The organism is Actinoplanes sp. CA-252034 (assembly GCF_050956125.1).
Taxonomy (GTDB): domain Bacteria; phylum Actinomycetota; class Actinomycetes; order Mycobacteriales; family Micromonosporaceae; genus Actinoplanes.
In genome coordinates, this window is the sequence record NZ_CP191846.1 from 7,825,034 (window position 1) to 7,847,237 (window position 22,204).

The window sequence follows — 22,204 nt, forward strand, 5'->3', positions numbered from 1 at the left end:
GCACTGACGCCGGTGTCGCGGGCGCGGCGCCGGGCATCGGGTTCGGAGGATCAGCCGACCTGGACGTAGATGTCGTCGATCTGGCCGTGGTACATGTCGCTGTCCTTGGCGAAGTTGGGCCCGCCGACGCGCAGCGGCATCGTGTTGTCGACGGCGACGGTGGCCGGGACGGCGACCTTGCCGCCGGCGGACCCGTCGACGGTCACGGTGAGGGCGCCGTTGGCGCGCTCACAGACCACCCGGTGCCAGTTGCCGTCGGCGACCGGGTTGGCGGACATGACGGAGAACGTCTGGCCGCTGGTGCGCGCGACCAGGACGCACTGGGCGCGCCCGCTGCGGCCGGTGATCTGCATCTTCCACTGGCTCTCGACGTTGGCGACGCCCTTCTGCATGACGTTGGCGTTGCCGCTGAGCTGGCCGGTGGTGAGCCGTACGCTGGCCGCCCACTTGATGTTGCGGGTGCCCGGGTCGAGGTCGGCGTCGTCGGGCGCTTCGAGGAGAGCCTTGGCGCAGGTGGTCGCGCCGGCGGCGCAGACGCCGGGGAAGGACGCGAACCGGTTGGCGCCTTCGGAGGCGATGGCGACCTGTCCGTTGGCGGAGCCGCGGATGGTGAGGGCGGTGCCGCGCCCGGAGAGGTCGGAGATCTTGCCGGCGGTCGCGCCGCCGTCGAAGTTGTATCGGGCGACGAGGGCCGGGCCGACGGGGTCGTCGGCCGCCATCGCGGGAGCGCCGAGCAGAGGCAGGGTGAGCAGTGCGGTCAGGGTCGAGAGCCCGAGGATCTTCATGAGAAGAAGATGGACTATTGGGCGTTTTGTTGCACTAAATGCCTTAAAATGTAGATCTAACGAGTCAGAGAAGTCCCTCCGCCTCCGCGACGAGGCAGACCGCGACCAGTCGCAGCAGCGGGAACCCGGCGGCCAGCCACTCGGCGCCGGACATCGGGGCGAAGCCGGGCTCCGGCAGCGGGCGGCCGCTCCGGACGGCGCCGGCGGCGAGCGACCGGGCGTAGGCCGCGAGCCCCTCGGCGTCGGTGACCCGGCCGGCGTCGAGCAGCGCCTCACGGACCGCGGCGGCGTGCTGGTCGAGGCGGGCGAGCAGGGCGGGCTCGGCGAACGCGGCGGTGAGACCGTCGACGCCGACCCGGGCCATCATGTCGTCGAGGTAGGCGCCGGCGGAACGGGCGGCGGAAACGGCGGCGATCGGGGCGGCGAAATTCGTCATGCCGAGAAACCTAATGGTCGCCGTACGGCCACGACAGAGGCGTGACCGAACGGCACCAAGGGTGCACCGAGTCGCAACCGACTACAGCGGCAGAGCGTCCATGGCCTTGAATATGCGCTTGTCGGAGACGGTGTAAGCGGTGCCGAGCGCCTGTGCGAAGTAGTTGATCCGCAGCTCCTCGATCATCCAGCGGATCTCCCGCAATCCCTCCTCGGCGGGACCGTTCGGGGGCGTGGAGTTCCTCAGTTCGCGGTACTCCGCCTCGATCTCGTGAATCTGCGTGGTGAGCTGACGGTCCCGTCCGAGACTGCCGCCGAGCCGGTCCAGCCGGTGCACGATGCCCTTGAGGTAGCGGGGCATCTGGTGCAGCTGCCGCCACCCGGCCTCGGTGACGAACCCGGGATGGACCAGGCCCTTGAGCTGCTGCCGGATATCGGCCAGGGCGGGCAGCAGCGAGGGATCCCGCAGCGACTTGAGGCGCTGCTCGACGTCGTACGCCGTGGACAGCACCGCCTGCACCTGGGTGACCAGGTTGGCGACCGCGTCGACGAGGTCCTGCCGCACGGTGTCGCGCAGCGACGCGAACTCGACCGACGACCACACCGGTCCACCGGCCTCGGCCACGAGCCGGTCCACGGCCGCGCCCGCGCAGTCGTCGAGCAGCTCGGCGATCGACCGGTACGGGTTGGCCCGGGACAGCTCCAGCTTGGCCCGGTTGTCGAGCCGCCCCTGCAGGAACCGGGCGGCCGGGGGCAACGTGAGCAGCAGCAGCCGGCGCGTCCCGGCGACCATGGCGACCCGCTGCGACGCCTCGTCCTCGAAGACCCGGATCGCCACGCTGTCGCCCTCGTCGACGAGCGCCGGCCACACGTTGACCTCGTAGCCGCCACGGACCTGGGCGACCCGCCGGGGCAGCACGCCGAAGTCGTTGACGGTGATCCCGCGCCGTTCCAGGTTGCCGGCCGCCTTGGAGATGACGGCCTGCACCTTGGGCGCCAGCTGCCGGCGCAGCACGTCGAGGTCGCGGCCCTCACCGACGGTCTCGCCGGCCTCGTTGACGACCCGGAAGTTGATCCGCAGGTGATCGGGCACCTGGTCGGGCCGCCACGCGTCGCGCGGCACCACGGTCCCGGTGAGACGCCGCAGCTCGTTGCCGAGGGCGTCGGGCAGCGACCCGCGCCGGGCCGGCACCCGGTCGAGGACGGCCTCGGCCCAGTCCGGTGCGGGCACGAAGCTGGTCCGCAGGTGCTTGGGCAGGGCCCGGATGAGCGCGATCACGACCTCCTTGCGGAAGCCCGGCACCGACCATCCGAAGTCGTCGGCGTCGATCTTGTTGATCAGCTCGATCGGGACGGTCGCGGTGACGCCGTCGTGCGCGGTGTTGGGCTCGAACGTGTAGGAGAGCGACATGCGCACGCCGTTGCTGATCCACGCATCCGGGAAGGCCTGTGGATCGACGGTGTCCCGGCCCGCGTTGACCAGGTCGTCACGGGTGAAGGTCAGCAGCTCCGGATCGTCGTGGCGCGCTTTCTTCCACCAGCCGTCGAAATGGCGCGCCGACACCACCTCGGCCGGTATTCGCGCGTCGTAGAGGGCGTACACCGTCTCGTCGTCGACGGCGATGTCCCGCCGTCGGGCCCGGTTCTCGATCTCGATGATGCGGTCGAGGAGCCGCTTGTTCTCGGCGAGGAACCGGTGGTGGGTGTCCCAGTCGCCCTCGACGAGCGCGTGCCGGATGAACAGCTCCCGGGAGGCGACCGGATCGACCCGCGAATATCCGACCCGGCGGCGCGGCACGATCGGCAAACCGTAGAGGGTCACCTTCTCGAACGCCATCACGGCGCCCATCTTGCGATCCCAGTGTGGTTCGCTGTAACTGCTCTTGACCAGGTGCGGCGCGAGTCTCTCGGCCCATTCCGGCTCGATCCGGGCATTCACCCGGCCCCATAGCCGGCTGGTCTCGACGAGTTCCGCGGACATCACCCAGCGGGGCTGTTTCTTGAACAGCGCCGAGCCCGGGAAGATCGCGAACTTGGCGCCACGCGCGCCGATGTACTCGCGCTTCTCCTGATCCTTCAGGCCGATGTGGCTGAGCAGCCCGGCGAGCAGGGCGGTGTGCACCGGCTGCGGCGCGACGCCGGCCTCCCAGTCCTCCTTCAGGGACAGATCGAGGGTACGGGCGACCTGCTTCAGCTGCGAGTAGATGTCCTGCCATTCCCGCACCCGCAGATAGTTCAGGAACTCGCTGCGGCAGAGCCGGCGGAACTGGTTTCCGGACAGTTCCCGCTGTTTCTCACGCAGATAGCGCCACAGGTTGAGATAGCTGAAGAAGTCCGATTCCTTGTCCACGAACCGGGCGTGCTTCTCGTCGGCCTGCTGCTGTTTCTCGGCCGGGCGCTCGCGCGGGTCCTGGATCGACAGGGCGCCGGCGATCACCATGACCTCGGCCAGGACCTCCTGCCGGTCCGCCTCGATCACCATCCGGGCCAGCCGCGGGTCGACCGGGAGCTGGGCGAGCTGCCGCCCCATCGGGGTGAGCTTGCGGTCCTCCAGCGCCCCCAGCTCCTCCAGGAGCTTGATGCCGTCGGTGATGTTGCGCTGGTCCGGCGGGTCGATGAAGGGGAACTTCTGCAGGTCACCGAGGCCCAGGTTGGTCATCTGGAGAATGACCGAGGCCAGGTTGGTACGCAGGATCTCCGGCTCGGTGAACTCCGGCCGCTGCTCGAAGTCCTCCTCCGAGTAGAGCCGGATGCAGATGCCGTCCGACGTACGCCCGCATCGGCCCTTGCGCTGGTTGGCGCTGGCCTGCGAGACCGGCTCGATGGGCAGCCGCTGCACCTTGAGCCGATGGCTGTAGCGGCTGATCCGGGCGGTGCCCGGGTCGATCACGTATTTGATCCCGGGCACCGTCAGCGACGTCTCGGCGACGTTGGTGGCCAGCACGATCCGGCGCTCGCTGTGCCGCTCGAAGACCCGGTGCTGTTCGGCGGCGGAGAGCCGGCCGTAGAGCGGGACGACGTCGGTGTTGTAGAGGTTCTTCTTGGCGAGCGCGTCGGCGGTGTCGCGGATCTCCCGCTCGCCGGAGAAGAAGACCAGGATGTCGCCGTCGCGGGGCAGCTCGTCGACGGCGTCCGCGATGCCGTCGATCACGTCCCGCGGCTCCTCGGTGTCGTCCTCGGTGACCGTGATCAGGGGCCGGTAGCGGACCTCCACCGGGTAGGTCCGCCCGGTCACCTCGATCACCGGTGCCGGCTCGCCCCCGGCCGAGGCGAAGTGCTGGGCGAACCGCTCGGTCTCGATCGTCGCCGACGTGATGATCAGCTTGAGGTCGGGCCGTCTCGGCAGCAGGTCACGCAGGTAGCCGAGGATGAAGTCGATGTTGAGGCTGCGCTCGTGCGCCTCGTCGATGATCAGCGTGTCGTACCGGTACAGCATCCGGTCGGTCTGGATCTCGGCCAGCAGGATGCCGTCGGTCATCACCTTGACCATGGTGTCGTCGCTCACCTGATCGGTGAACCGCACCTTGTAGCCGACCGTCGACCCGAGCGGCCGGTCCAGCTCCTCGGCGATCCGCTCGGCCACCGTGCGGGCCGCGATCCGCCGCGGCTGGGTGTGCCCGATCTGGCCGCGGACCCCCCGGCCCAGCTCCAGGCAGATCTTCGGGATCTGGGTGGTCTTGCCGGAACCGGTCTCACCGGCCACCACGACCACCTGGTGATCACGGATGGCGGCGGCGATGTCGTCCTTGCGGGCGCTGACCGGCAGGCCTTGCGGGTACGTGATGCGCGGCACCGACGCGATGCGGCTGTCCAGCCGGAGCCGGGCCCGCTCGGTCTCGGCGGCGATCTCGGCGAGCGCGGCCGACCGGGCGTCCTCGTCACGGATGCGCCTGGTCCCGTCGAGACGGCGCTGGAGCCGCCGCTGATCACGGGGTAGCAGCTCGGAGATCTGGGCACGCAGGGTGGCGACAGGCGTTATCGACATGGCGGGCCAAGGATAGGCGCAAGCGGCCGTAAACGCCTGGTGATTAACACCGCCCCGTGTCCCGGGGCCACCGTCTCTCGATATATCGGATGACGCCACACACGCAACGACAGAACGGGGCCGACGGTGATCGTAGTCGCGGAGGATCACGACGACATCCGGTACGTGCTCAAACGCTCGCTGGAACGGGCCGGCCACCGGGTCGTGGCCGCGGCCGACGGGCGGACCGCGCTGGCGGCGATCCGTGAGCACCAGCCCGACCTGGTCGTCACCGACGTCGACATGCCGAACATGACGGGCCTCGACCTGTGCCGGGCGATCCGTGCCGACGACGCGCTGCGGCACATCCCGATCGTGGTGGCCAGCGGATCGCTGATGCCCGGCGACAACCTGGCCGAGGACGCGGGCGCCTCGGCCACGTTGCTCAAGCCGTTCGTCCCGGCGCAGTTGCTGGCGCTGATCGCCCGGTTGCTGCCGCCCCGTGTGGTGTCCGAAAGTCAGCCCTGATCCTGGCGCTGCCGTTCCGGGACGGGCGCGCGCAGCCGGCCGGGCTCGGCGACGGGCGCGGTGCCGGACGGCATGGCCAGGCCGGGCAGGCGGGCGGCCTCCATCAGGGCGGCGCGTTCGGCCAGGGCGCGTTCCAGGGCCTCGCGGACGGCCTCGTCGTCCTCGGGCCCACTGGTGTCGTTACCGGTCATGTCACTGTCCTCCGTGATCTCGGCGGCGGGGAGGGTGAACCAGAAGCGCGTACCCCCGCCGGGGTTGTCGGTGACGCCGATCTCTCCGCCGTGACGCTCGACGATGCGCCGGCAGATGGTGAGGCCGAGACCGGTCCCGGCGTAGCCGGCGGCCGCCTCGGTCCGGTGGAACGTCTCGAAGACGTACGGCTTGTCGGCGTCCGGGATGCCGATGCCGGCGTCGGCGACCTCGATCCGCACCCGTTGCGGCCCGGCCGGCCTGCCGGTCACCTCGACCCGGGGCGTGCCGCCGGGCCGCACGTACTTGATCGCGTTGCCGATCAGGTTGTCCAGGACGTGGCGCAGCATCGCCGGATCGGCCTGTACCGGTGGCAGCGGGTCCAGAGACCACTGCGGGGCCGGCCGGCCGGTGCTCAGCCCGCCGATCCGCTCCTCGATGATCTCCCGGATCATCGGGGCCGGGTCGACGGCGACCGCCCGCAGCGGCGCGTCGCGGGCGGTCGTGTACGCCAGCATCGTCTCGATCAGGGCGTCCATCCGCTCGACCGCGCGCACGATCCGCCACAGCCCCTCACGGACCCCGCCGGACTCCGGCCACCCGTCCGGCACGTCGTCGAGGACGAGCTCGGCGTGCCCGCGGATCAGCGCGAGCGGCGACTTCAGGTCGTGCGCCACCACCCCCGCGAAGATCGCCAGGTCCGACTCGTAGCGGCGCAGCTCGGTGATGTCCCGGCAGACCGCGACCGCCCCGTGCTCGCCGGCGCTCGGGTCCAGCGGCCGCCCGTCGATGCTGAGCAGCACTCCTTCTGGTCGTCCCGGGTTACGGACGAGCACCTCGACGCGGTCGGCGGTCTCCCCGTTGAGCGCGCGGAACAGCGGCATCTCGGCCAGCGGCATCGGTGTCCGCCCGTCCGGGTGGTAGACGCCGAAGTGCTCCTGCCACTCCTCCGGCCGGTCCGGGAAGCCGGCGACGCCGAGCAGCTCCTTCGCCGCCGGGTTCTCCAACAGGATCATGCCGCGCGAGTCGACCACGATGACGCCGTCGCTGATGGTCAGCATGATCGCGCCGAGCAGCTCGGCCTGGCGGCGGCTGGCCGCCTCGGTCTCGCGCAGGTCGGCGGTGGCCTCCTCGACCCGCGCGCGGGCCCGGGCCCGGCCGGTCGCGAGCACGTGCACCAACCACGCCAGCAGCGAGGTGAGGGTGAGCCCGCCACCGAGCGCGACCGCGGGCAGATACCATCCGGCGCCGGCCAGATGCCGCGAGTCGCCGTGGGTCTCCAGGATCCAGTTCTGGCCCGGGCCGACCTCGACGGTCCCGGTCCGCGTCAGGTCCCGCTCGCCCTCGCCGGTCCACTCGGCGACGGTGTGCCGGGTCTGGTCCTCGTCGACCGAGATCAGCTCGCCGGAGATCTGCCCCAGCGGGCCGAGGATCTTGTCGAGGAAGGTGCCGCCGCGCAGGCCGGAGGCGACCCAGCCACGGAACTCGGGGGTGTTCTCGCGGGTCCAGACCGGGGCGGCGAAGATGAAGGACTGCTGCTGCTCGGCGGCGGGCTTCTGCCGGTCGCGCATCAGCACGTACGCCTCCGACACGGTCAGCTGGTGGCGGTCCCGGGCGGTGCGCAGCGTGGTGGCCAGCGGCTCGACCAGGCCCGCGTCGGCGCCGGAACGCACGCCTTGCTCGTTCTCGTCGAGTTTGCGCACGAAGACAGCGAAGAAGTGCTCGTCGGCGGCCGGGTCGGGGCGGAACGTCAGGCCGAGGGCGCCGCGGGACCGCCACAGCCGCTGCGCCTCGGCCAGGCCGTCGGTGGGCACCGCGACGATGAACGCCACGGGCGCCGCCCCGAGCAGCCCGGCGTCGACCAAAGGCCCCGTCGCGGTGTCGAAGTCCTCCCAGGTCAGCTCGGGATCGTTGACGATCCCGGCGGCCAGGGTCTCGATCAACTGGCGGTACCGCTGGGTCTCGGTGCGGATCGTCGCCAGCGCCGTGTCGTGCCGCTTGTCCATCTCCCGGGCGGCGGTGTCCTGCTGGGCCGAGGAGAGGCCGGCCGCGGTCAGGATGGTGGAGATCAGTCCGACCAGAAGCACGAAGACGGAGAGCAGCGGACCGGTGGCCCGCCGCGCTCCGTCCGTTCGTCGCCCCACCGTTCGTCGCCCCACCATAAGGAGCGTAAGCCGCTAATTACTTCCAGGTGTCGTACCGGTACAAATCGTAGTTCGTCATGATCTTCGTTACCTTGGTGTAGTAGTCGGGGTCGGTCGCGTACCCGGCCTTCCACACCGCCATGATGAACTTGTTCGCGTCCCTGGTGAACGCGAACGCCGGCGCGTACCGCTTGTTGCTGCGCAGGAAGTGGCCGTGGTCGCGGAACGAGCGGCCCATCGAGGCGTAGGTGCGGAACGCGTCCGACGTGGCGAAGCACTTGCCCGCCTTGTCGCACTCGGTCGTCTCGTAGACGTGGCAGCCGTTCGCGTGCGGGCCGAAGGAGCCGTTCTGGCACTTGATGCCGAAGTAGTTGCGATCCACCGCGGACAGCCCGCTGCGGCCCCAGCCCGACTCCAGGACGGCCTGCGCGATGGTGATCGAGGCCGGCACACCGTACTCCCGCCAGCCCTGTTGCGCCCCGGGCACGGCGGCCGCGATGAACTGCTCCGGCGTCAGCGCGGGCACCGTGGGAGCGGGAGTGGCCGGCGGACAGGCCCGCACCGTCGGCGAGACCACATAGGCGTGTGACACGTACCGGCCGTCGCTCAGCCGGTCCCAGAGGGTGGTCGTGCGTACCGTGCCGGCGACCTTCGCGCCGGTCACCGCGCAGACGATCTTCACGGCGGAGCCGTCGGCGGCCTTGCGGACCACCGCGTTCAGCGTCGACGGGCCGGTGCGCACGTTCACCGCGCCGTCCCGGGTCCGGATCTTCCCGCTGACGTACGCCTGTGAGCCCGCCTTGGCCTCACACGCCGGGATCACCGCCGACGTGCGGACGTAGGCGTGCGAGATGTAGCGGCCGTCGGTGAGCCGGTCCCACTGAGCGGTGGTGCGGACCTTCCCGCTCACCTTCTGACCGGTCACGGCGCAGTCCACGGCGACCCTGCGGCCGTCGGCGAGCGTGCCCACCACACCGGCCGCCCAGCTCGGCGCGGACCGCACCTTGAGCTCGCTGTTCACGTCGATCGTCGCGGAGATCCCGGCCGCCTGCGCGGCGGTGGGTGAACCGGCCAGCCCGGCCCCGGCGGCGAGCACCAGCAGCGGGCTGATGAGCAGTCGTCGGGTGGTGTGCCTCATGAAGACGTCCCCTTCGTTCCGGCAGCGCCGGATGTATCCGTCGGCATCGGATATGAAGGTCCGTCGCGGGCGTTGCGCCCACCGGGCCCGATCGGGTGCGCGCACGTTGCGGACGGTCCGGAAAACAGGGCGCTTGGAAATCGGGCGTACGGGGAAAGGCGTGTCCGCATCGCCAGCCCGCAGGAGGTCCTAGATGACGGCCGTCGCGTCCAGCCCGGTCACCGAAGAAACCACCGAACGCCCGACGGGCAGCACGTGGCACACCGTCAGCCCACTACTGCTCGCGGTCCTCGCCGCGGGCGGGGCGTACGCCGTGCACCGCCTGTTCGTCGGCACGCCGCTGGGCCAGGCCATCGACACCGCGGCGCTGCGGGGCGGCGACTTCGACCATCCGCGGGTCATCGAGGTCCTCACCCGTACCCTCGACGCCACCCGTCTCGCATCGCTCGCGCTGGTCTGTGTCCTGGCCGCCGCGTTCGGCGTCGTCCGCCGTCGCCTCGACCTGGCCGTGGCCTCGGTGTTCGTGGTGATCGCGGCCAACCTGATCACCCAGCAGCTGAAGGCGAACCTGGACCGCCCGCTCCTCGACGACTTCCCGGCGCCCAACTCGTGGCCCAGCGGTCACGCCACCGCCGCCGCGTCGGTCGCGTTCGTGCTGGTGCTGGTCTTCCCGCGGGCGCTGCGGGGCATGGTGGGCCTGGTCGGCGCCGGCTACGTGGCGATCGTCGCGGTGGCCACCGTCTGGGCCGAGTGGCACCGTCCCAGCGACGTCATCGCGGCGCTGCTGATCGTGCTGGCGTGCGGCTCCCTCGCCGTCTTCGGGGTCCGCCTGCGCCGCACCGGGCCGTCCCGCCGCATCCACCTGCCGAACCGCCTGGTCATCATCGCCCTGGCGGTCGCCGGTCTCCTCGCCACCGCGGCCGGGGTGTTCGGCATGGCGTCGGTGGCCCTCTCCGAGCGCGCCCTCCCGGACCTGGTGTCCGAGCGCTTCGCATTCCTCACCGGCACCGCCGGCATCGTGGCCGCCACGGCTGTCACGTTCATCGTCTGGGTCAGGCTGACCGCCGCGGAACCCGCACCCCTTCAGGGAGGCACCAAATGACCACGTCGTCCAACGACTCCCCCACCGCGCCCATCGCGCCGGCCGACACCACCGCCGCGATCCCCCCGGCCGACACCACCGCCGCGATCCCCCCGGCCGACTTCCCGACGGCGCCGATCCCGCCGCAGCCCGGCCCCACCGGCTCGACCGCGCCGGCCGGCCACGCCGTACCGCCGGCCTCCTCCACCGGCCACGACGTTCCGCCGGCCTCTCCCGCGGGACCGGCCGGCACTCCCGACGGCACCGGGACGCCCGTCCCGCCCGGCCCGGCCGGCGCGGTGCCGACGCTCCCGGCCCAGACGACCGGCACCGGCCTCGCGACCGGGCCCACCGCCGTCGTCGGCACCTACCCCGACTACGCGATGGCCCAGCAGGCGGTCGACCACCTCTCCGACAACAAGTTCCCGGTCGAGCGGACGTCGATCGTCGGCACCGACCTGCGTCTGATCGAGAACGTCCTCGGCCGCCTCACCATCGGCCGGGCAGCCGGCGCGGGCGCGGCCAGCGGCGCCTGGTTCGGCCTGCTGATCGGCCTGTTCTTCGGCATCTTCAGCGACTCGAGCTGGCTGGCGGTCCTGTTCACCACGGTGGCCATCGGCGCGGTCTGGGGCGCGATCTTCGGCGCCATCGCCCACGCCGCCACCGGAGGCCGCCGCGACTTCACGTCGCGCAGCTCGCTGCAGGCCGCCACCTACGAGGTGCACGCCGCCGCCGACGTCGCCGACGAGGCGCGCACCCTCCTGATCAGCCTGAACTGGCGGGCCAGCGGCGCCAAGTGACCGTCACGGCCCGCGGTCCCCTCACGGTCCGCGGGCCGTCCTCTTCACCCTCATGTCGTACGGGACACGAGCCCTCGACCGCATCGAGGCTGTCCCGTGGCTCCCGCGCGGCGTGATCCCGGCGCGGGACCGCCCGGCGACCGCCGGGCCGGGACCCCGGTCACCGTCACCCCGGGCGGGCCCTCAGCACCGTCCGCCGCCGCCGGGTCTCAGTCGGTCAGCTCGCGACGCAGCTTGGCCAAGGCCTTGGTGAGCAGGCGGGAGACGTGCATCTGCGAGATGCCGATCTGGTCGGCGATCTGGCTCTGGGTCAGGTTGCCGTAGAACCGCAGCGACAGGATCCGCTGCTCACGCTCGTCGAGAGTGGCCAGGGCGGGCCCGAGCGCCACCCGTGTCTCGGCGATCTCGTACTCCCGGTCCTCACCGCCCAGGGTGTCGCCCAGCTCCGTCGTGCCGTCCTCGCTGATCGGGGTGGACAGCGACGTGGCGTTGTAGGCGCGGGCGCCTTCCAGGCCCTCCAGCACCTCCTCCTCGGTGATGCCGAGGTGGACGGCGATGTCGGAGACCTGCGGGGAGCGGCCGAGGGAGTGGGTGAGGGTGGCGTTGGCCTCGGTGATGGCGAGGCGGAGCTCCTGCAGGCGGCGCGGGACGCGGACCGACCAGGTGCGGTCGCGGAAGTGGCGCTTGATCTCGCCGATGATGGTGGGGATGGCGTAGCCGGCGAAGTCGACGCCGCGCTCGGGGTCGAACTTGTCGACGGCCTTGATGAGGCCGACGGTGGCGGTCTGCACGAGATCGTCGGTGGGCTCACCGCGGCCGGAGTAGCGGTGCGCGAGGTGGCGGGCGAGCGGCAGCCAGCCCTCGATCGCCCGGTCCCGCAGGCGGGAGCGCTGACGCCCGGCCGGCGCCGCGGCCATGGCGGCGAGTAGCTCCGACGCGCTCGCCGTGGGCGACGGGGCGGGCGGCGACGTATCGACGGTCGGTGATTGCAGCAGGGTCATGAGTGGTCCTCCATCCGACGGGCAGAGAGCCGTGCCCGCACGCGGCGACCGTTCTGAAGTGCAACGCTAGCCGAGAAGCCTAGCGACGCCTAGCTGAAAGTATGAGTGACAACGCGTGAACGAAGACATCACGCTGCGAATTCATCCTATGGTGTCCGCCCGACAGGTACCGGGAGACGCTGGATTCGATGTCGTCCGCACGTGGTACACAGCATCAGCGAACGCAACCTGACGAAGGAAGACGGATGACCATCCTCGGCATCGACATCGGCGGCTCCGGCGTGAAGGGGGCGCCGGTCGACCCGGCCGTCGGCGAGTTGCTCGCCGAGCGGTTCCGGGTGCCCACCCCGCAGCCCGCCGACGTGACCAGCGTCGTGGAGGCGGTCGCGGAGGTCGCCGCCCGCTTCGACGGATTCGACAGCATTGGTGTCACGTTCCCGGGCGTGGTCGTCGACGGTGTGACCCGCAGCGCCGCCAACGTCGACAAGTCGTGGCTCGACGCGCCGGCCGCCCGCCTGTTCACCGAGCGGCTGGGCACGCCGGTGACGGTGCTCAACGACGCCGACGCGGCCGGGGTCGCCGAGGTGGCCTTCGGCGCCGGGCGCGACCAGTCCGGGCTGATCATGATGCTGACCTTCGGCACCGGCATCGGCAGCGCCCTGTTCCTCGACGGAGTGCTCCTGCCCAACACCGAGCTCGGCCACCTGGAGCTCGACGGCGCCGACGCCGAGCTGCTCGCCTCCGACCGCGTCCGGGAGACCGAGGACCTGAGCTGGGAGCAGTGGGCGGCCCGCGTCGAGCGCTACCTGCGCCATGTGGAGATGCTGCTCTCCCCGCGCCTGTTCATCGTCGGCGGCGGCGTGAGCAAGAAGTCGGAGAAGTTCTTCCCGCTGCTCGACATCCGCACCCCGATCGTCCCAGCCACGCTGCTCAACAACGCCGGCATCATCGGCGCCGCGATCGCCGCCGGCCAGGCCGCCGCCGGTCCGGGCGGGCAGCACCCGGGCGCCATTCCGGTCGACGCCGCCGAGCCGGCCGCCCACGCCTGACGGAAGGAGCGGACATGGCACGCACCATCGCGACGAACAACCGGGTCAGCCGGGAGGAGCTGGTCGAGTTCCTGCGGCCACGGCACCGGGCGATCCTGCTGACCACCCGTAAGGACGGCCGCCCGCAGTCCTCGCCGAACACGTGCGGCGTCGACGGTGAGGGCCGGATCGTCATCTCCAGCTATCCCGAGCGGGCCAAGGTGGCCAACATCCGCCGCGACCCTCGGGTCACCCTGACCATCCTGTCCGACGAGTGGAACGGCCCGTGGGTCCAGGTCGACGGCGTCGCCGAGGTCATCGACCTGCCCGACGCGGTCGAGCCGCTGGTCGACTACTTCCGCAGCATCTCCGGCGAGCACCCCGACTGGGACGAGTATCGCCAGGCCATGCGCGACCAGGGCAAGTGCCTGATCCGGGTGGCCGTCGAGTCCTGGGGGCCGATCGCCACCGGCGGTTTCCCGGCCCGCCTGGCCGACTGACGGACCCCGCGGCGAGACGGCGCGGGGCCGGAAACAGGGAGAGGCCGCAAGACCGGCGCCCAGGAGGACAGGAGGCACCGGTCTTGCGGCCTTCGGACCCCTCCCGTTTCCGGCGGGACCGGGCGGTCGCGTGTTTCACCCGGCCCCCGGGAGGGGGTTTGCTGAATTCAGGCCGCCAGGGGGGTGCGGTCCTGCTCAGCGTCGAGAAGATAGAGGAGCGTGTCGCGGTGCATGGCCGCGATCGGCTCGAGAAGGTCCGGGTGGCGCAGCAGGACGGCGGACTCGCGGTCGCGGACGTCGGGCTGCAGCAGGCGGCGGAACTCGCTGGGCATCCCGGTGGTGACGGCGCGCCGGGAGTGCGGGCGCGGCCGCTGGTCGGGGACGGGGATGGCGGCGATGACGGCGTCGACGCCGCGACGGGCCAGGAGCGGGTCGGCGAGCAGGCAGGCGGCCCAACTGACGACGACCTCGTCGACCCAGGTACGCCAGCCCTCCCCGTCGGCGAACTCGTCGTCGGGCTCGCTGCCGGCCTTCCAGTCGAGGACGGCGGAGCCGCCGGGGCCGGCGATCGCGACGAGCGCGGCGTCGATCTCGGTGGGGTAGCGCAGCCAGGCGGCGACCGTGACGGCCTGCCGGGCCTGCAACTCCGCGAGCGTGTGCGCCACCGTGTTGGATTCGCCGCCCGGGTAGGCCCGCGCCAGCCAGTGGGTGCTGGCGGCGATCACCGGGGACAGTGCGGTCGACGGTCCGGGCACGTTAATGCTCCTCCCTTCGTGCGCTTGCCGGGTCGTCGGCTCGCGTCGAGGATTAACTCGGTGACTCGAGGGCGCTCTTGAGCCGGGTTCCTCGATGGCAACGCAGCGCAACCGACGCACTCCCGTGGCCACGGCAGCCGGCGGACTCCCGTCGCGGCGGCACGTTCGCGATGGACATCACCGGCGTGCCACCTTCTCCTCGCGGGCCCGGACCCGGCGGCCGCCCCCGTGATCGACGTCCGGCGATGCGACTCCGCTGGGGCCGGTCGATGCCGCGAGAGGCCGCCGCACCGGGAACGTGATCTTGCTCGCCCACGCGGCGCGCGCGCTCACTCCCGCGCGGCCGGAGCGCTCACCCCCGCGCGGCCGGAGAGAGATGAACGCCTGTTGCGAACAGGTGAAATTGTCATGTTCTCCGGCGGCACACGGCCCCGTCCGGATGCGCTGTAGGGCTACCCCTCCGGTAGGTTGGGACACAGCGGCGATCGGTCGTTTCAAAAACTCCACTGCGGAGAAGTCATAGAGACGCCGGCGGTGGTTTTCCCGGTCGCCGAGTCCTCCTGCGCCCCTCTGACTACGGTGGAGATCATGACCGGACGCTTCCCGATCGAAGACGTGACACCGGCTGTTTCCGGTGGCCGCTATCCCGCGAAGGCGGTGGTCGGCGAGCTTGTCCCGGTCTCGGCGGTGTCCTATCGCGAAGGTCACCACGCGCTCGGCGTGAACGTGGTATGGCGTGGACCGGACGGGGAGATCAAGCCGTTCACCCGCATGACGCCGGGCGAGCCGGGGCTCGACCAGTGGCACGGCGCGATCCGGCCGGACTCGATGGGCCGGTGGACGTTCACCGTGGAGGCCTTCGACGATCCGTACCGGACGTGGCGTGACGCGGTGGTGAAGAAGATCGGCGCGGGACAGGGCGCCGAGGATCTGGCGAACGACCTCGTCGAGGGCGCGGACGTGCTCGATCTGGCCACCAAGATCGTCCCGGCCGAGCAGGAGGACCGGGTCCGCGACGCGGCGGTGGCGCTGCGCGACGATCAGCGGTCGCTGTTCGCCCGGGTCACCCCGGCGCTGGACCTGGAGGAGCTGCTCTGGCACAACCCGGTGCGCAACCTGGTCACCACGACCCGGTCGTTCGTGATCTGGGTCGATCGCCCGCGCGCCCTCTACTCGGCGTGGTATGAGTTCTTCCCGCGGTCGGAGGGCGCCGAGATCGGCCCGGAGGCGACGCCGATCAGGCACGGCACCTTCGCCACGGCCGCGGAGCGCCTGCCGGCCGTGGCGGCGATGGGCTTCGACGTCGTCTACCTGCCGCCGATCCACCCGATCGGCAAGATCAACCGCAAGGGCCGCAACAACACGCTGGTGGCTCGGCCGGAGGACGTGGGCTCGCCGTGGGCGATCGGCTCCGACGAGGGCGGCCACGACGCGATCCACCCGCAGCTGGGCACACTCGACGACTTCAAGGCGTTCATCGCGCGGACCGAGGAGCTCGGCATGGAGGTCGCCATGGACCTCGCGCTGCAGGCCGCCCCGGACCACCCCTGGGTCACGCAGTTCCCGCAGTTCTTCACGACCAAGCCCGACGGCACCATCGCGTACGCGGAGAACCCTCCCAAGAAGTACCAGGACATCTACCCGATCAACTGGGACAACGACTACCGCACGCTGCGCGACGAGGTCTATCGCGTGGTCATGCACTGGGTGAACGCCGGCGTCAAGATCTTCCGGGTGGACAACCCGCACACCAAGGCGATCAACTTCTGGCAGTGGCTGATCCCCAAGGTCAAGGAGACCGACCCGGATGTGCTGTTCCTGGCCGAGGCGTTCACCCGCCCGGCGATGATGAACGGGCTGGGCAAGATCGGGTTCACGCAGTCCTACACGTACTTCACGTGGCGCAACTCCGCGCAGGAGATGCGGCAGTACATGCAGGAGCTGCTGACCTCGATCGACTGGATGCGGCCGAACTTCTGGCCGAACACGCCGGACATCCTGCACGAGTCGCTGCAGCACGGCGGCCCGCCGATGTTCAAGATCCGCGCGGTGCTGGCCTCGATGCTGACACCGTCCTGGGGTCTCTACTCCGGCTACGAGCTGTTCGAGCACGTGGCCCGGCCGGGCGCCGAAGAGTACATCGACAACGAGAAGTTCGAGCTGAAGCCACGGGACTGGGCCGCCGCCGAGCGGGCCGGGCGGTCGCTCGCGCCGTACCTGACCAAGCTGAACCGCACCCGCAAGGAGAACCCCGCGCTGCACTGGCTGCGCAACCTGCGGTTCCACGAGGTCGACAACGGCGCGCTGCTCTGCTTCTCCAAGCGTGATCCCGACACCGGCAACACCGTCCTGGTCATCTGCACGTTCGACAGCAGCAACGTGCAGTGGGGCAACACCACACTGGACATGCCGGCGCTGGGCCTGGACTGGCACGACCGGTTCACGGTGGTCGACCAGATCACCGGCGCCACCTACGAGTGGGGGCAGTACAACGCGGTCCGGATCGACCCGTTCGTCGAGCCGGCGCACATCTTCGTCGTCAAGACGGAGTAGGCATCTTCGTCGTCAAGGCGGGGTAGGGGGAGCAGATGGAGCTGTCGAGCGAGCACGACCCGGCCGAGGGTAGCCACAACGAGGGCGGGGTGGTCGAGCATCCGACTTCCGACGACTTCGGGCACGCCCGCGCGCTTCCGGCGGACCGGACCTGGTTCCAACGGGCCGTGTTCTACGAAGTGCTGGTCCGGGCGTTCTACGACTCGGGCTCCGACGGCGGCGGTGACCTGCGCGGCCTGATCGAGCGACTGGACTACCTCCAGTGGCTCGGTGTCGACTGCCTGTGGCTGCCGCCGTTCTACGACTCGCCGCTGCGCGACGGCGGCTACGACATCCGCGACTTCTACAAGGTGCTGCCCGAGTTCGGCACGGTCGAGGACTTCGTGGCCCTGCTGGACGCGGCGCACAAGCGTGGCATCCGGGTGATCACCGACCTGGTCATGAACCACACGTCCGACTCGCACCCGTGGTTCCAGGCGTCCCGCACCGACCCCGAGGGGCCGTACGGCGACTTCTACGTCTGGAGCGACACCAGCGAGAAGTACCAGGACGCGCGGATCATCTTCGTCGACACCGAGGAGTCGAACTGGACGTTCGACCCGGTGCGCCGGCAGTTCTACTGGCACCGGTTCTTCTCCCACCAACCGGATCTCAACTACGAGAACCCGAAGGTGCAGGAGGCCATGCTGGACGTGCTGCGCTTCTGGCTGGACCTCGGCATCGACGGGTTCCGGCTGGACGCGGTGCCGTACCTCTTCGAGGAGGAGGGCACCAACTGCGAGAACCTGCCGCAGACCCACGCGTTCCTCAAGCACTGCCGCAAGGTGATCGACGACGAGTTCCCGGGCCGCGTGCTGCTGGCCGAGGCCAACCAGTGGCCGGCCGACGTGGTGGAGTATTTCGGCGACGCCCGCTCCGGCGGCGACGAGTGCCACATGGCGTTCCACTTCCCGCTGATGCCACGGATCTTCATGGCCGTCCGCCGGGAGTCGCGTTTCCCGATCTCGGAGATCCTGGCCCAGACACCGCCGATCCCGGACAACACCCAGTGGGGCATCTTCCTGCGCAACCACGACGAGCTGACGCTCGAGATGGTCACCGACGAAGAGCGCGACTACATGTACTCGGAGTACGCCAAGGACCCGCGGATGAAGGCGAACGTCGGCATCCGCCGGCGGCTCGCTCCTCTGCTGGAGAACGACCGCAACCAGATCGAGCTGTTCACCGCCATGCTCCTGTCGCTGCCCGGCTCGCCGGTGCTGTATTACGGCGACGAGATCGGGATGGGCGACAACATCTGGCTCGGTGACCGTGACGGTGTGCGCACCCCGATGCAGTGGACGCCGGACCGCAACGCCGGTTTCTCCACGGCGACGCCGGGCCGGCTCTACCTGCCGGTCAACCAGGACCCGGTGTACGGCTACCAGGCCGTCAACGTGGAGGCCCAGCGGGACAGCGCGACCTCCCTGCTGAACTGGACACGCACCATGCTGGCCGTGCGCCGCAGACACGAGGCGTTCGCCGTCGGCACGTTCCGCGAGCTGGGCGGCTCCAACCCGTCGGTCCTCGCCTACCTGCGCGAGCTCGGCGACGACGTGGTGCTGTGCGTCAACAACCTGTCCCGCTTCCCGCAGCCGATCGAGCTGAATCTGCAGCACTGGAACGGATACACCCCGGTGGAGCTGACCGGGCACGTCAACTTTCCCCGGATCGGCCAGCTGCCGTACCTGTTGACGCTTCCGGGGCACGGGTTCTACTGGTTCCAGTTGTGCGGGTCGGAGGAGAAGCAATGACGCTGCCGTTCGCCGAGTGGTTACCGAATCAGCGCTGGTATGCCGGGCGCAGCCGGGTCCTGTCATCGGTCAAGGAGTCGTCCGCGACCCCGCTCGGCGAGGATCTGGACCTGGTCCTCGTCGACGTGGAGTACACCGACGGCAGTTCCGAGCGCTATCAGATCCTGGTCGGCTGGGGCACCGGGCCGATCCCGGAGTACAGCCAGGTCGCGACGATCGGCACCGCCGACGACGGCCGGGTGGGCTACGACGCGGTCTACGATCCGGCGGCCGCCCGTTACCTGCTGGGACTGGTCGACCGGTCGGAGCTGGCCGGCGACGTCACCTTCGAGAAGGAGCCGGGCGTCGCGCTCCCGCTGCAGGCCTGGCCGCGGGTGTTCGACGCGGAGCAGAGCAACACCAGCGTGATCTTCGACCAGAACGCGATCCTCAAGCTGTTCCGGCGGGTCACCTGCGGGATCAACCCGGACATCGAGCTGAACCGGGTGCTCGGCCGGGCCGGCAACTCGCACGTGGCCCGGCTGCTCGGCTCGTTCCAGGCCGACGACTGCTCGCTCGGCATGGTCACCGAGTACGCGGTCAACTCGGCGGAGGGCTGGGCGATGGCCACCGCCTCGGCCCGTGACCTGTTCGCCGACGCCGCCTTCGCCGCGGACGAGGTGGGCGGCGACTTCCAGGGCGAGTCGTACCGGCTGGGCGAGGCGGTCGCGTCGGTCCACCGGACGCTGGCCGAGGAGCTCGGCACCGGACCGGCCCCGTTCCCGCTGGACGCCGTGCTGGCCCGGCTGCGGACCGCCGCCGCCACGGTGCCGGAGCTGCAGCCGCACGTACCGGCGATCACCGACCGGTTCAACGCCCTCACCGGCGAGCAGGTCGAGGTTCAGCGCATCCACGGCGACCTGCACCTCGGGCAGGTGCTGCGCACCCCGGAGAGCTGGCTGCTGATCGACTTCGAGGGCGAGCCCGGCCAGCCGCTGGAGGAGCGGCGGCTGCCCGACTCGCCGCTGCGCGACGTGGCCGGGGTGCTGCGCTCCTACGAGTACGCGGCCTACCAACTGTTGGTCGACCAGGACGACGACGAGCCGCTCGCGGCACGGGCCCGGGAGTGGGTGGACCGCAACCGGGCGGCGTTCTGCGACGGATACACGCATGTGGCGGGCACCGACCCGCGTGATCAAGCGGCGCTGCTGGCGGCGTACGAACTGGACAAGGCGGTCTACGAGGCCGCCTACGAAGCCCGGCACCGGCCCGGCTGGCTGCGGATCCCCCTGCGGTCGATAGCCCGGCTCGTCGGATGAACCCCGGAGGGCATCCCAACACCATGATCGGTCAGACCAGCACCGCACGGCTCGCCGCCGACAAACGCGCCATGGACAGCGTGATCGCCGGGGACTCGCACGATCCGCACGGCATCCTCGGGGCGCATCCGCACGGCGGCCGCACCGTCATCCGCACGCTGCGCAAGGGCGCCACCGAGGTGGCGGTCCTGCACGAGGGCGAGCGGTACGAGGCGACCCTGGTGCACCCGGACGGGATCTTCGCGGCCGAGTTGCCCGGAACCGTACTCGACTACCGGATCGACGTGGACGGGACGCAGTGCGACGACCCGTACCGTCATGTGCCCACCCTGGGTGAGCTCGACCTGCACCTGATCGGCGAGGGCCGGCACGAGAAGCTGTGGAAGGTGCTCGGCGCTCAGCCGCGGGGCGCCGGCGTCGGCTTCGCGGTATGGGCGCCCGGCGCCCGTGGCGTGCAGGTGATCGGCGACTTCGCCGGCTGGGGACCGTACGACGGGTGGCCGATGCGGTCGCTCGGCTCCAGCGGCGTCTGGGAGTTGTACGTGCCGGGCGCGCACATCGGCACCAAGTACAAGTTCAGGATCCTCGGCCGGGACGGGGTGTGGCGTGACCACGCCGACCCGCTGGCCCAGCACACCGAGGTGCCGCCGGCGACCGCGTCGGTGGTCCACCAGTCGTCGTACCAGTGGCACGACGAGCAGTGGATGCGCGAGCGGTCCGCCAAGTCGTGGCACCAGGAGCCGATCAGCGCCTACGAGGTGCACCTGGGCTCGTGGCGGCCCGGCCTGACCTACGTCGAGCTGGCCGAGCAACTCGTCGACTATGTCGTCGACATCGGCTTCACCCACGTCGAGCTGATGCCGGTGATGGAGCATCCGTTCGGCGGCTCGTGGGGTTACCAGGTCACCGGCTACTACGCCCCGACCTCCCGCTTCGGCTCGCCCGACGAGTTCCGGCACCTGGTCGACAAGCTGCACCAGGCCGGCATCGGCGTGATCCTGGACTGGGTGCCCGCCCACTTCCCGAAGGACGAGTGGGCGCTGGCCCGCTTCGACGGGACCCCGCTCTACGAGCACGGCGACTGGCGGCGCGGCGAGCACCCCGACTGGGGCACCTACGTCTTCGACTTCGGCCGCAAGGAGGTCCGCAACTTCCTGGTCGCCAACGCGCTCTACTGGTGCGAGGAGTTCCACGTCGACGGCCTGCGGGTCGACGCGGTCGCCTCGATGCTCTACCTCGACTACTCGCGCAAGGAAGGCGAGTGGACCCCGAACCAGTACGGCGGCCGGGAGAACCTGGACGCGATCAGCTTCCTCCAGGAGATGAACGCGACCGTCTACAAGCACCACCCCGGGGTCATGACGATCGCCGAGGAGTCCACCGCGTGGCCGGGCGTCACCCGCCCCACCCACCTCGGCGGCCTCGGCTTCGGCTTCAAATGGAACATGGGCTGGATGAACGACACCCTCTCCTACATGGAGAAGGAGCCCGTCCACCGGCAGTGGCACCACCACCAGATGACCTTCGCCACCGTCTACGCGTGGAGTGAGAACTACACGCTGCCGATCAGCCACGACGAGGTGGTGCACGGCAAGGGCTCGCTGACCGGCAAGATGCCCGGCGACCTGTGGCAGAAACTGGCCAACACCCGCGCCCTGCTCGGTTTCATGTGGGCCTTCACCGGCAAGCAGCTGCTCTTCATGGGCGCCGAGATGGGTGACCTCGCCGAGTGGAACGAGGGCAGCGGCCTGAACTGGGCACTGCTCGACGATCCGCAGTTCGGCGGGATCCGCGGCCTGGTCAAGGACCTGAACCGGGTGTACAGGGAAACGCCGGCCCTATGGACGCAGGACACCAGCCCGTCCGGCTTCCGGTGGATCACCAGCGAGGACTCGCAGCACAACACGTTCTCCTTCGTCCGGTTCGCGCCGGACGGCGGCGCCCTGGCGTGCGTCGTCAACTTCGCCGCCATCCCGCACGAGGGTTACCGCATCGGCCTGCCCCGCACCGGCCGCTGGACCGAGGTGATCAACACCGACAGTGAGCTCTACGGCGGCTCCGGCGTCGGCAACCTGGGCGAGGTCGAGGCGGAGAACGTCCCCTGGCACGGCTTCGACGCCTCGGTGTCCCTGCGGATCCCACCGCTGGGCGCCGTCTGGCTGCGCCACGAGAGCTGATCAGCGGCCGGCCGCGCTGACGCGCTTCACCCCGG

The 22,204-nt window shown here is 70.4% G+C and carries 16 protein-coding genes; 9 read left to right on the top strand and 7 right to left on the bottom strand.

All coding sequences use genetic code 11. From position 1 onward, the window contains the following. Positions 1–50: 50 nt before the first annotated feature. From ACQPZW_RS35550 to hrpA, 3 genes are all read right to left on the bottom strand, one after another. Entirely contained in the window at positions 51–785 is a 735-nt protein-coding gene (locus ACQPZW_RS35550; protein ID WP_433790380.1) for a LamG-like jellyroll fold domain-containing protein, read from the bottom strand. A gap of 64 nt (positions 786–849) precedes the next feature. Further along, entirely contained in the window at positions 850–1,221 is a 372-nt protein-coding gene (locus tag ACQPZW_RS35555) for a DUF6401 family natural product biosynthesis protein (RefSeq protein WP_433790381.1), read from the bottom strand. An 81-nt stretch (positions 1,222–1,302) separates the two neighbouring features. Next, the gene (hrpA, locus tag ACQPZW_RS35560; protein WP_433790382.1) at positions 1,303–5,205 is read right to left on the bottom strand and encodes an ATP-dependent RNA helicase HrpA; all 3,903 of its coding nucleotides are present in this window, start codon (positions 5,203–5,205) and stop codon (positions 1,303–1,305) included. Between the two features lie 126 nt (positions 5,206–5,331). On the opposite strand from hrpA, the gene ACQPZW_RS35565 reads away from it, so the two are divergent. Beyond that, on the top strand, positions 5,332–5,712 hold the full coding sequence (locus tag ACQPZW_RS35565; protein ID WP_433790383.1) for a response regulator: 381 nt from the start codon (positions 5,332–5,334) through the stop codon (positions 5,710–5,712). Here the strand turns inward: ACQPZW_RS35565 and ACQPZW_RS35570 are convergent. Next, the gene (locus tag ACQPZW_RS35570; protein ID WP_433790384.1) at positions 5,703–8,045 is read right to left on the bottom strand and encodes an ATP-binding protein; all 2,343 of its coding nucleotides are present in this window, start codon (positions 8,043–8,045) and stop codon (positions 5,703–5,705) included. The two genes, ACQPZW_RS35565 and ACQPZW_RS35570, sit on opposite strands and share 10 nt — an antisense overlap. A 37-nt stretch (positions 8,046–8,082) precedes the next feature. Further along, positions 8,083–9,183 carry a sporangiospore maturation cell wall hydrolase GsmA gene (gene gsmA, locus ACQPZW_RS35575; protein ID WP_433790385.1) on the bottom strand — a complete coding sequence of 367 codons (1,101 nt, stop codon included), beginning with the start codon at positions 9,181–9,183 and terminating at the stop codon, positions 8,083–8,085. Positions 9,184–9,376: 193 nt separating this feature from the next. Here gsmA and ACQPZW_RS35580 point away from each other — a divergent pair, with 193 nt between their 5' ends. Both ACQPZW_RS35580 and ACQPZW_RS35585 read left to right on the top strand, forming a co-directional pair. After that, positions 9,377–10,285, top strand: coding sequence for a phosphatase PAP2 family protein (locus ACQPZW_RS35580; protein ID WP_433790386.1), 909 nt, complete (start codon positions 9,377–9,379; stop codon positions 10,283–10,285). A gap of 278 nt (positions 10,286–10,563) precedes the next feature. Further along, the gene (locus ACQPZW_RS35585; protein WP_433797718.1) at positions 10,564–11,064 is read left to right on the top strand and encodes a general stress protein; all 501 of its coding nucleotides are present in this window, start codon (positions 10,564–10,566) and stop codon (positions 11,062–11,064) included. Between the two features lie 209 nt (positions 11,065–11,273). Here ACQPZW_RS35585 and ACQPZW_RS35590 read toward each other — a convergent pair whose 3' ends face one another. After that, positions 11,274–12,065: a SigB/SigF/SigG family RNA polymerase sigma factor gene (locus ACQPZW_RS35590; RefSeq protein ID WP_433790387.1), complete on the bottom strand. Its 792-nt coding sequence runs from the start codon at positions 12,063–12,065 to the stop codon at positions 11,274–11,276. A gap of 245 nt (positions 12,066–12,310) precedes the next feature. On the opposite strand from ACQPZW_RS35590, the gene ppgK reads away from it, so the two are divergent. Further along, on the top strand, positions 12,311–13,114 hold the full coding sequence (gene ppgK, locus ACQPZW_RS35595) for a polyphosphate--glucose phosphotransferase (RefSeq protein WP_433790388.1): 804 nt from the start codon (positions 12,311–12,313) through the stop codon (positions 13,112–13,114). A gap of 14 nt (positions 13,115–13,128) precedes the next feature. Then, entirely contained in the window at positions 13,129–13,593 is a 465-nt protein-coding gene (locus ACQPZW_RS35600) for a PPOX class F420-dependent oxidoreductase (RefSeq protein WP_433790389.1), read from the top strand. A 167-nt stretch (positions 13,594–13,760) separates the two neighbouring features. Here ACQPZW_RS35600 and ACQPZW_RS35605 read toward each other — a convergent pair whose 3' ends face one another. Next, entirely contained in the window at positions 13,761–14,348 is a 588-nt protein-coding gene (locus ACQPZW_RS35605) for a hypothetical protein (protein WP_433790390.1), read from the bottom strand. A 588-nt stretch (positions 14,349–14,936) separates the two neighbouring features. On the opposite strand from ACQPZW_RS35605, the gene ACQPZW_RS35610 reads away from it, so the two are divergent. The 4 genes from ACQPZW_RS35610 to glgB all read left to right on the top strand — a co-directional run bounded on the left by ACQPZW_RS35610 (position 14,937) and on the right by glgB (position 22,169). Beyond that, the gene (locus ACQPZW_RS35610) at positions 14,937–16,901 is read left to right on the top strand and encodes an alpha-1,4-glucan--maltose-1-phosphate maltosyltransferase (RefSeq protein WP_433790391.1); all 1,965 of its coding nucleotides are present in this window, start codon (positions 14,937–14,939) and stop codon (positions 16,899–16,901) included. 35 nt (positions 16,902–16,936) lie between these two features. Beyond that, positions 16,937–18,694 carry a maltose alpha-D-glucosyltransferase gene (gene treS, locus ACQPZW_RS35615; RefSeq protein WP_433790392.1) on the top strand — a complete coding sequence of 586 codons (1,758 nt, stop codon included), beginning with the start codon at positions 16,937–16,939 and terminating at the stop codon, positions 18,692–18,694. After that, positions 18,691–19,992 carry a maltokinase N-terminal cap-like domain-containing protein gene (locus ACQPZW_RS35620; protein WP_433790393.1) on the top strand — a complete coding sequence of 434 codons (1,302 nt, stop codon included), beginning with the start codon at positions 18,691–18,693 and terminating at the stop codon, positions 19,990–19,992. The genes treS and ACQPZW_RS35620 overlap by 4 nt, the downstream gene beginning before the upstream one ends. Positions 19,993–20,063: 71 nt before the next feature. Beyond that, positions 20,064–22,169: a 1,4-alpha-glucan branching protein GlgB gene (gene glgB / locus ACQPZW_RS35625; protein WP_433797719.1), complete on the top strand. Its 2,106-nt coding sequence runs from the start codon at positions 20,064–20,066 to the stop codon at positions 22,167–22,169. The last annotated feature ends 35 nt before the right edge of the window (positions 22,170–22,204 follow it).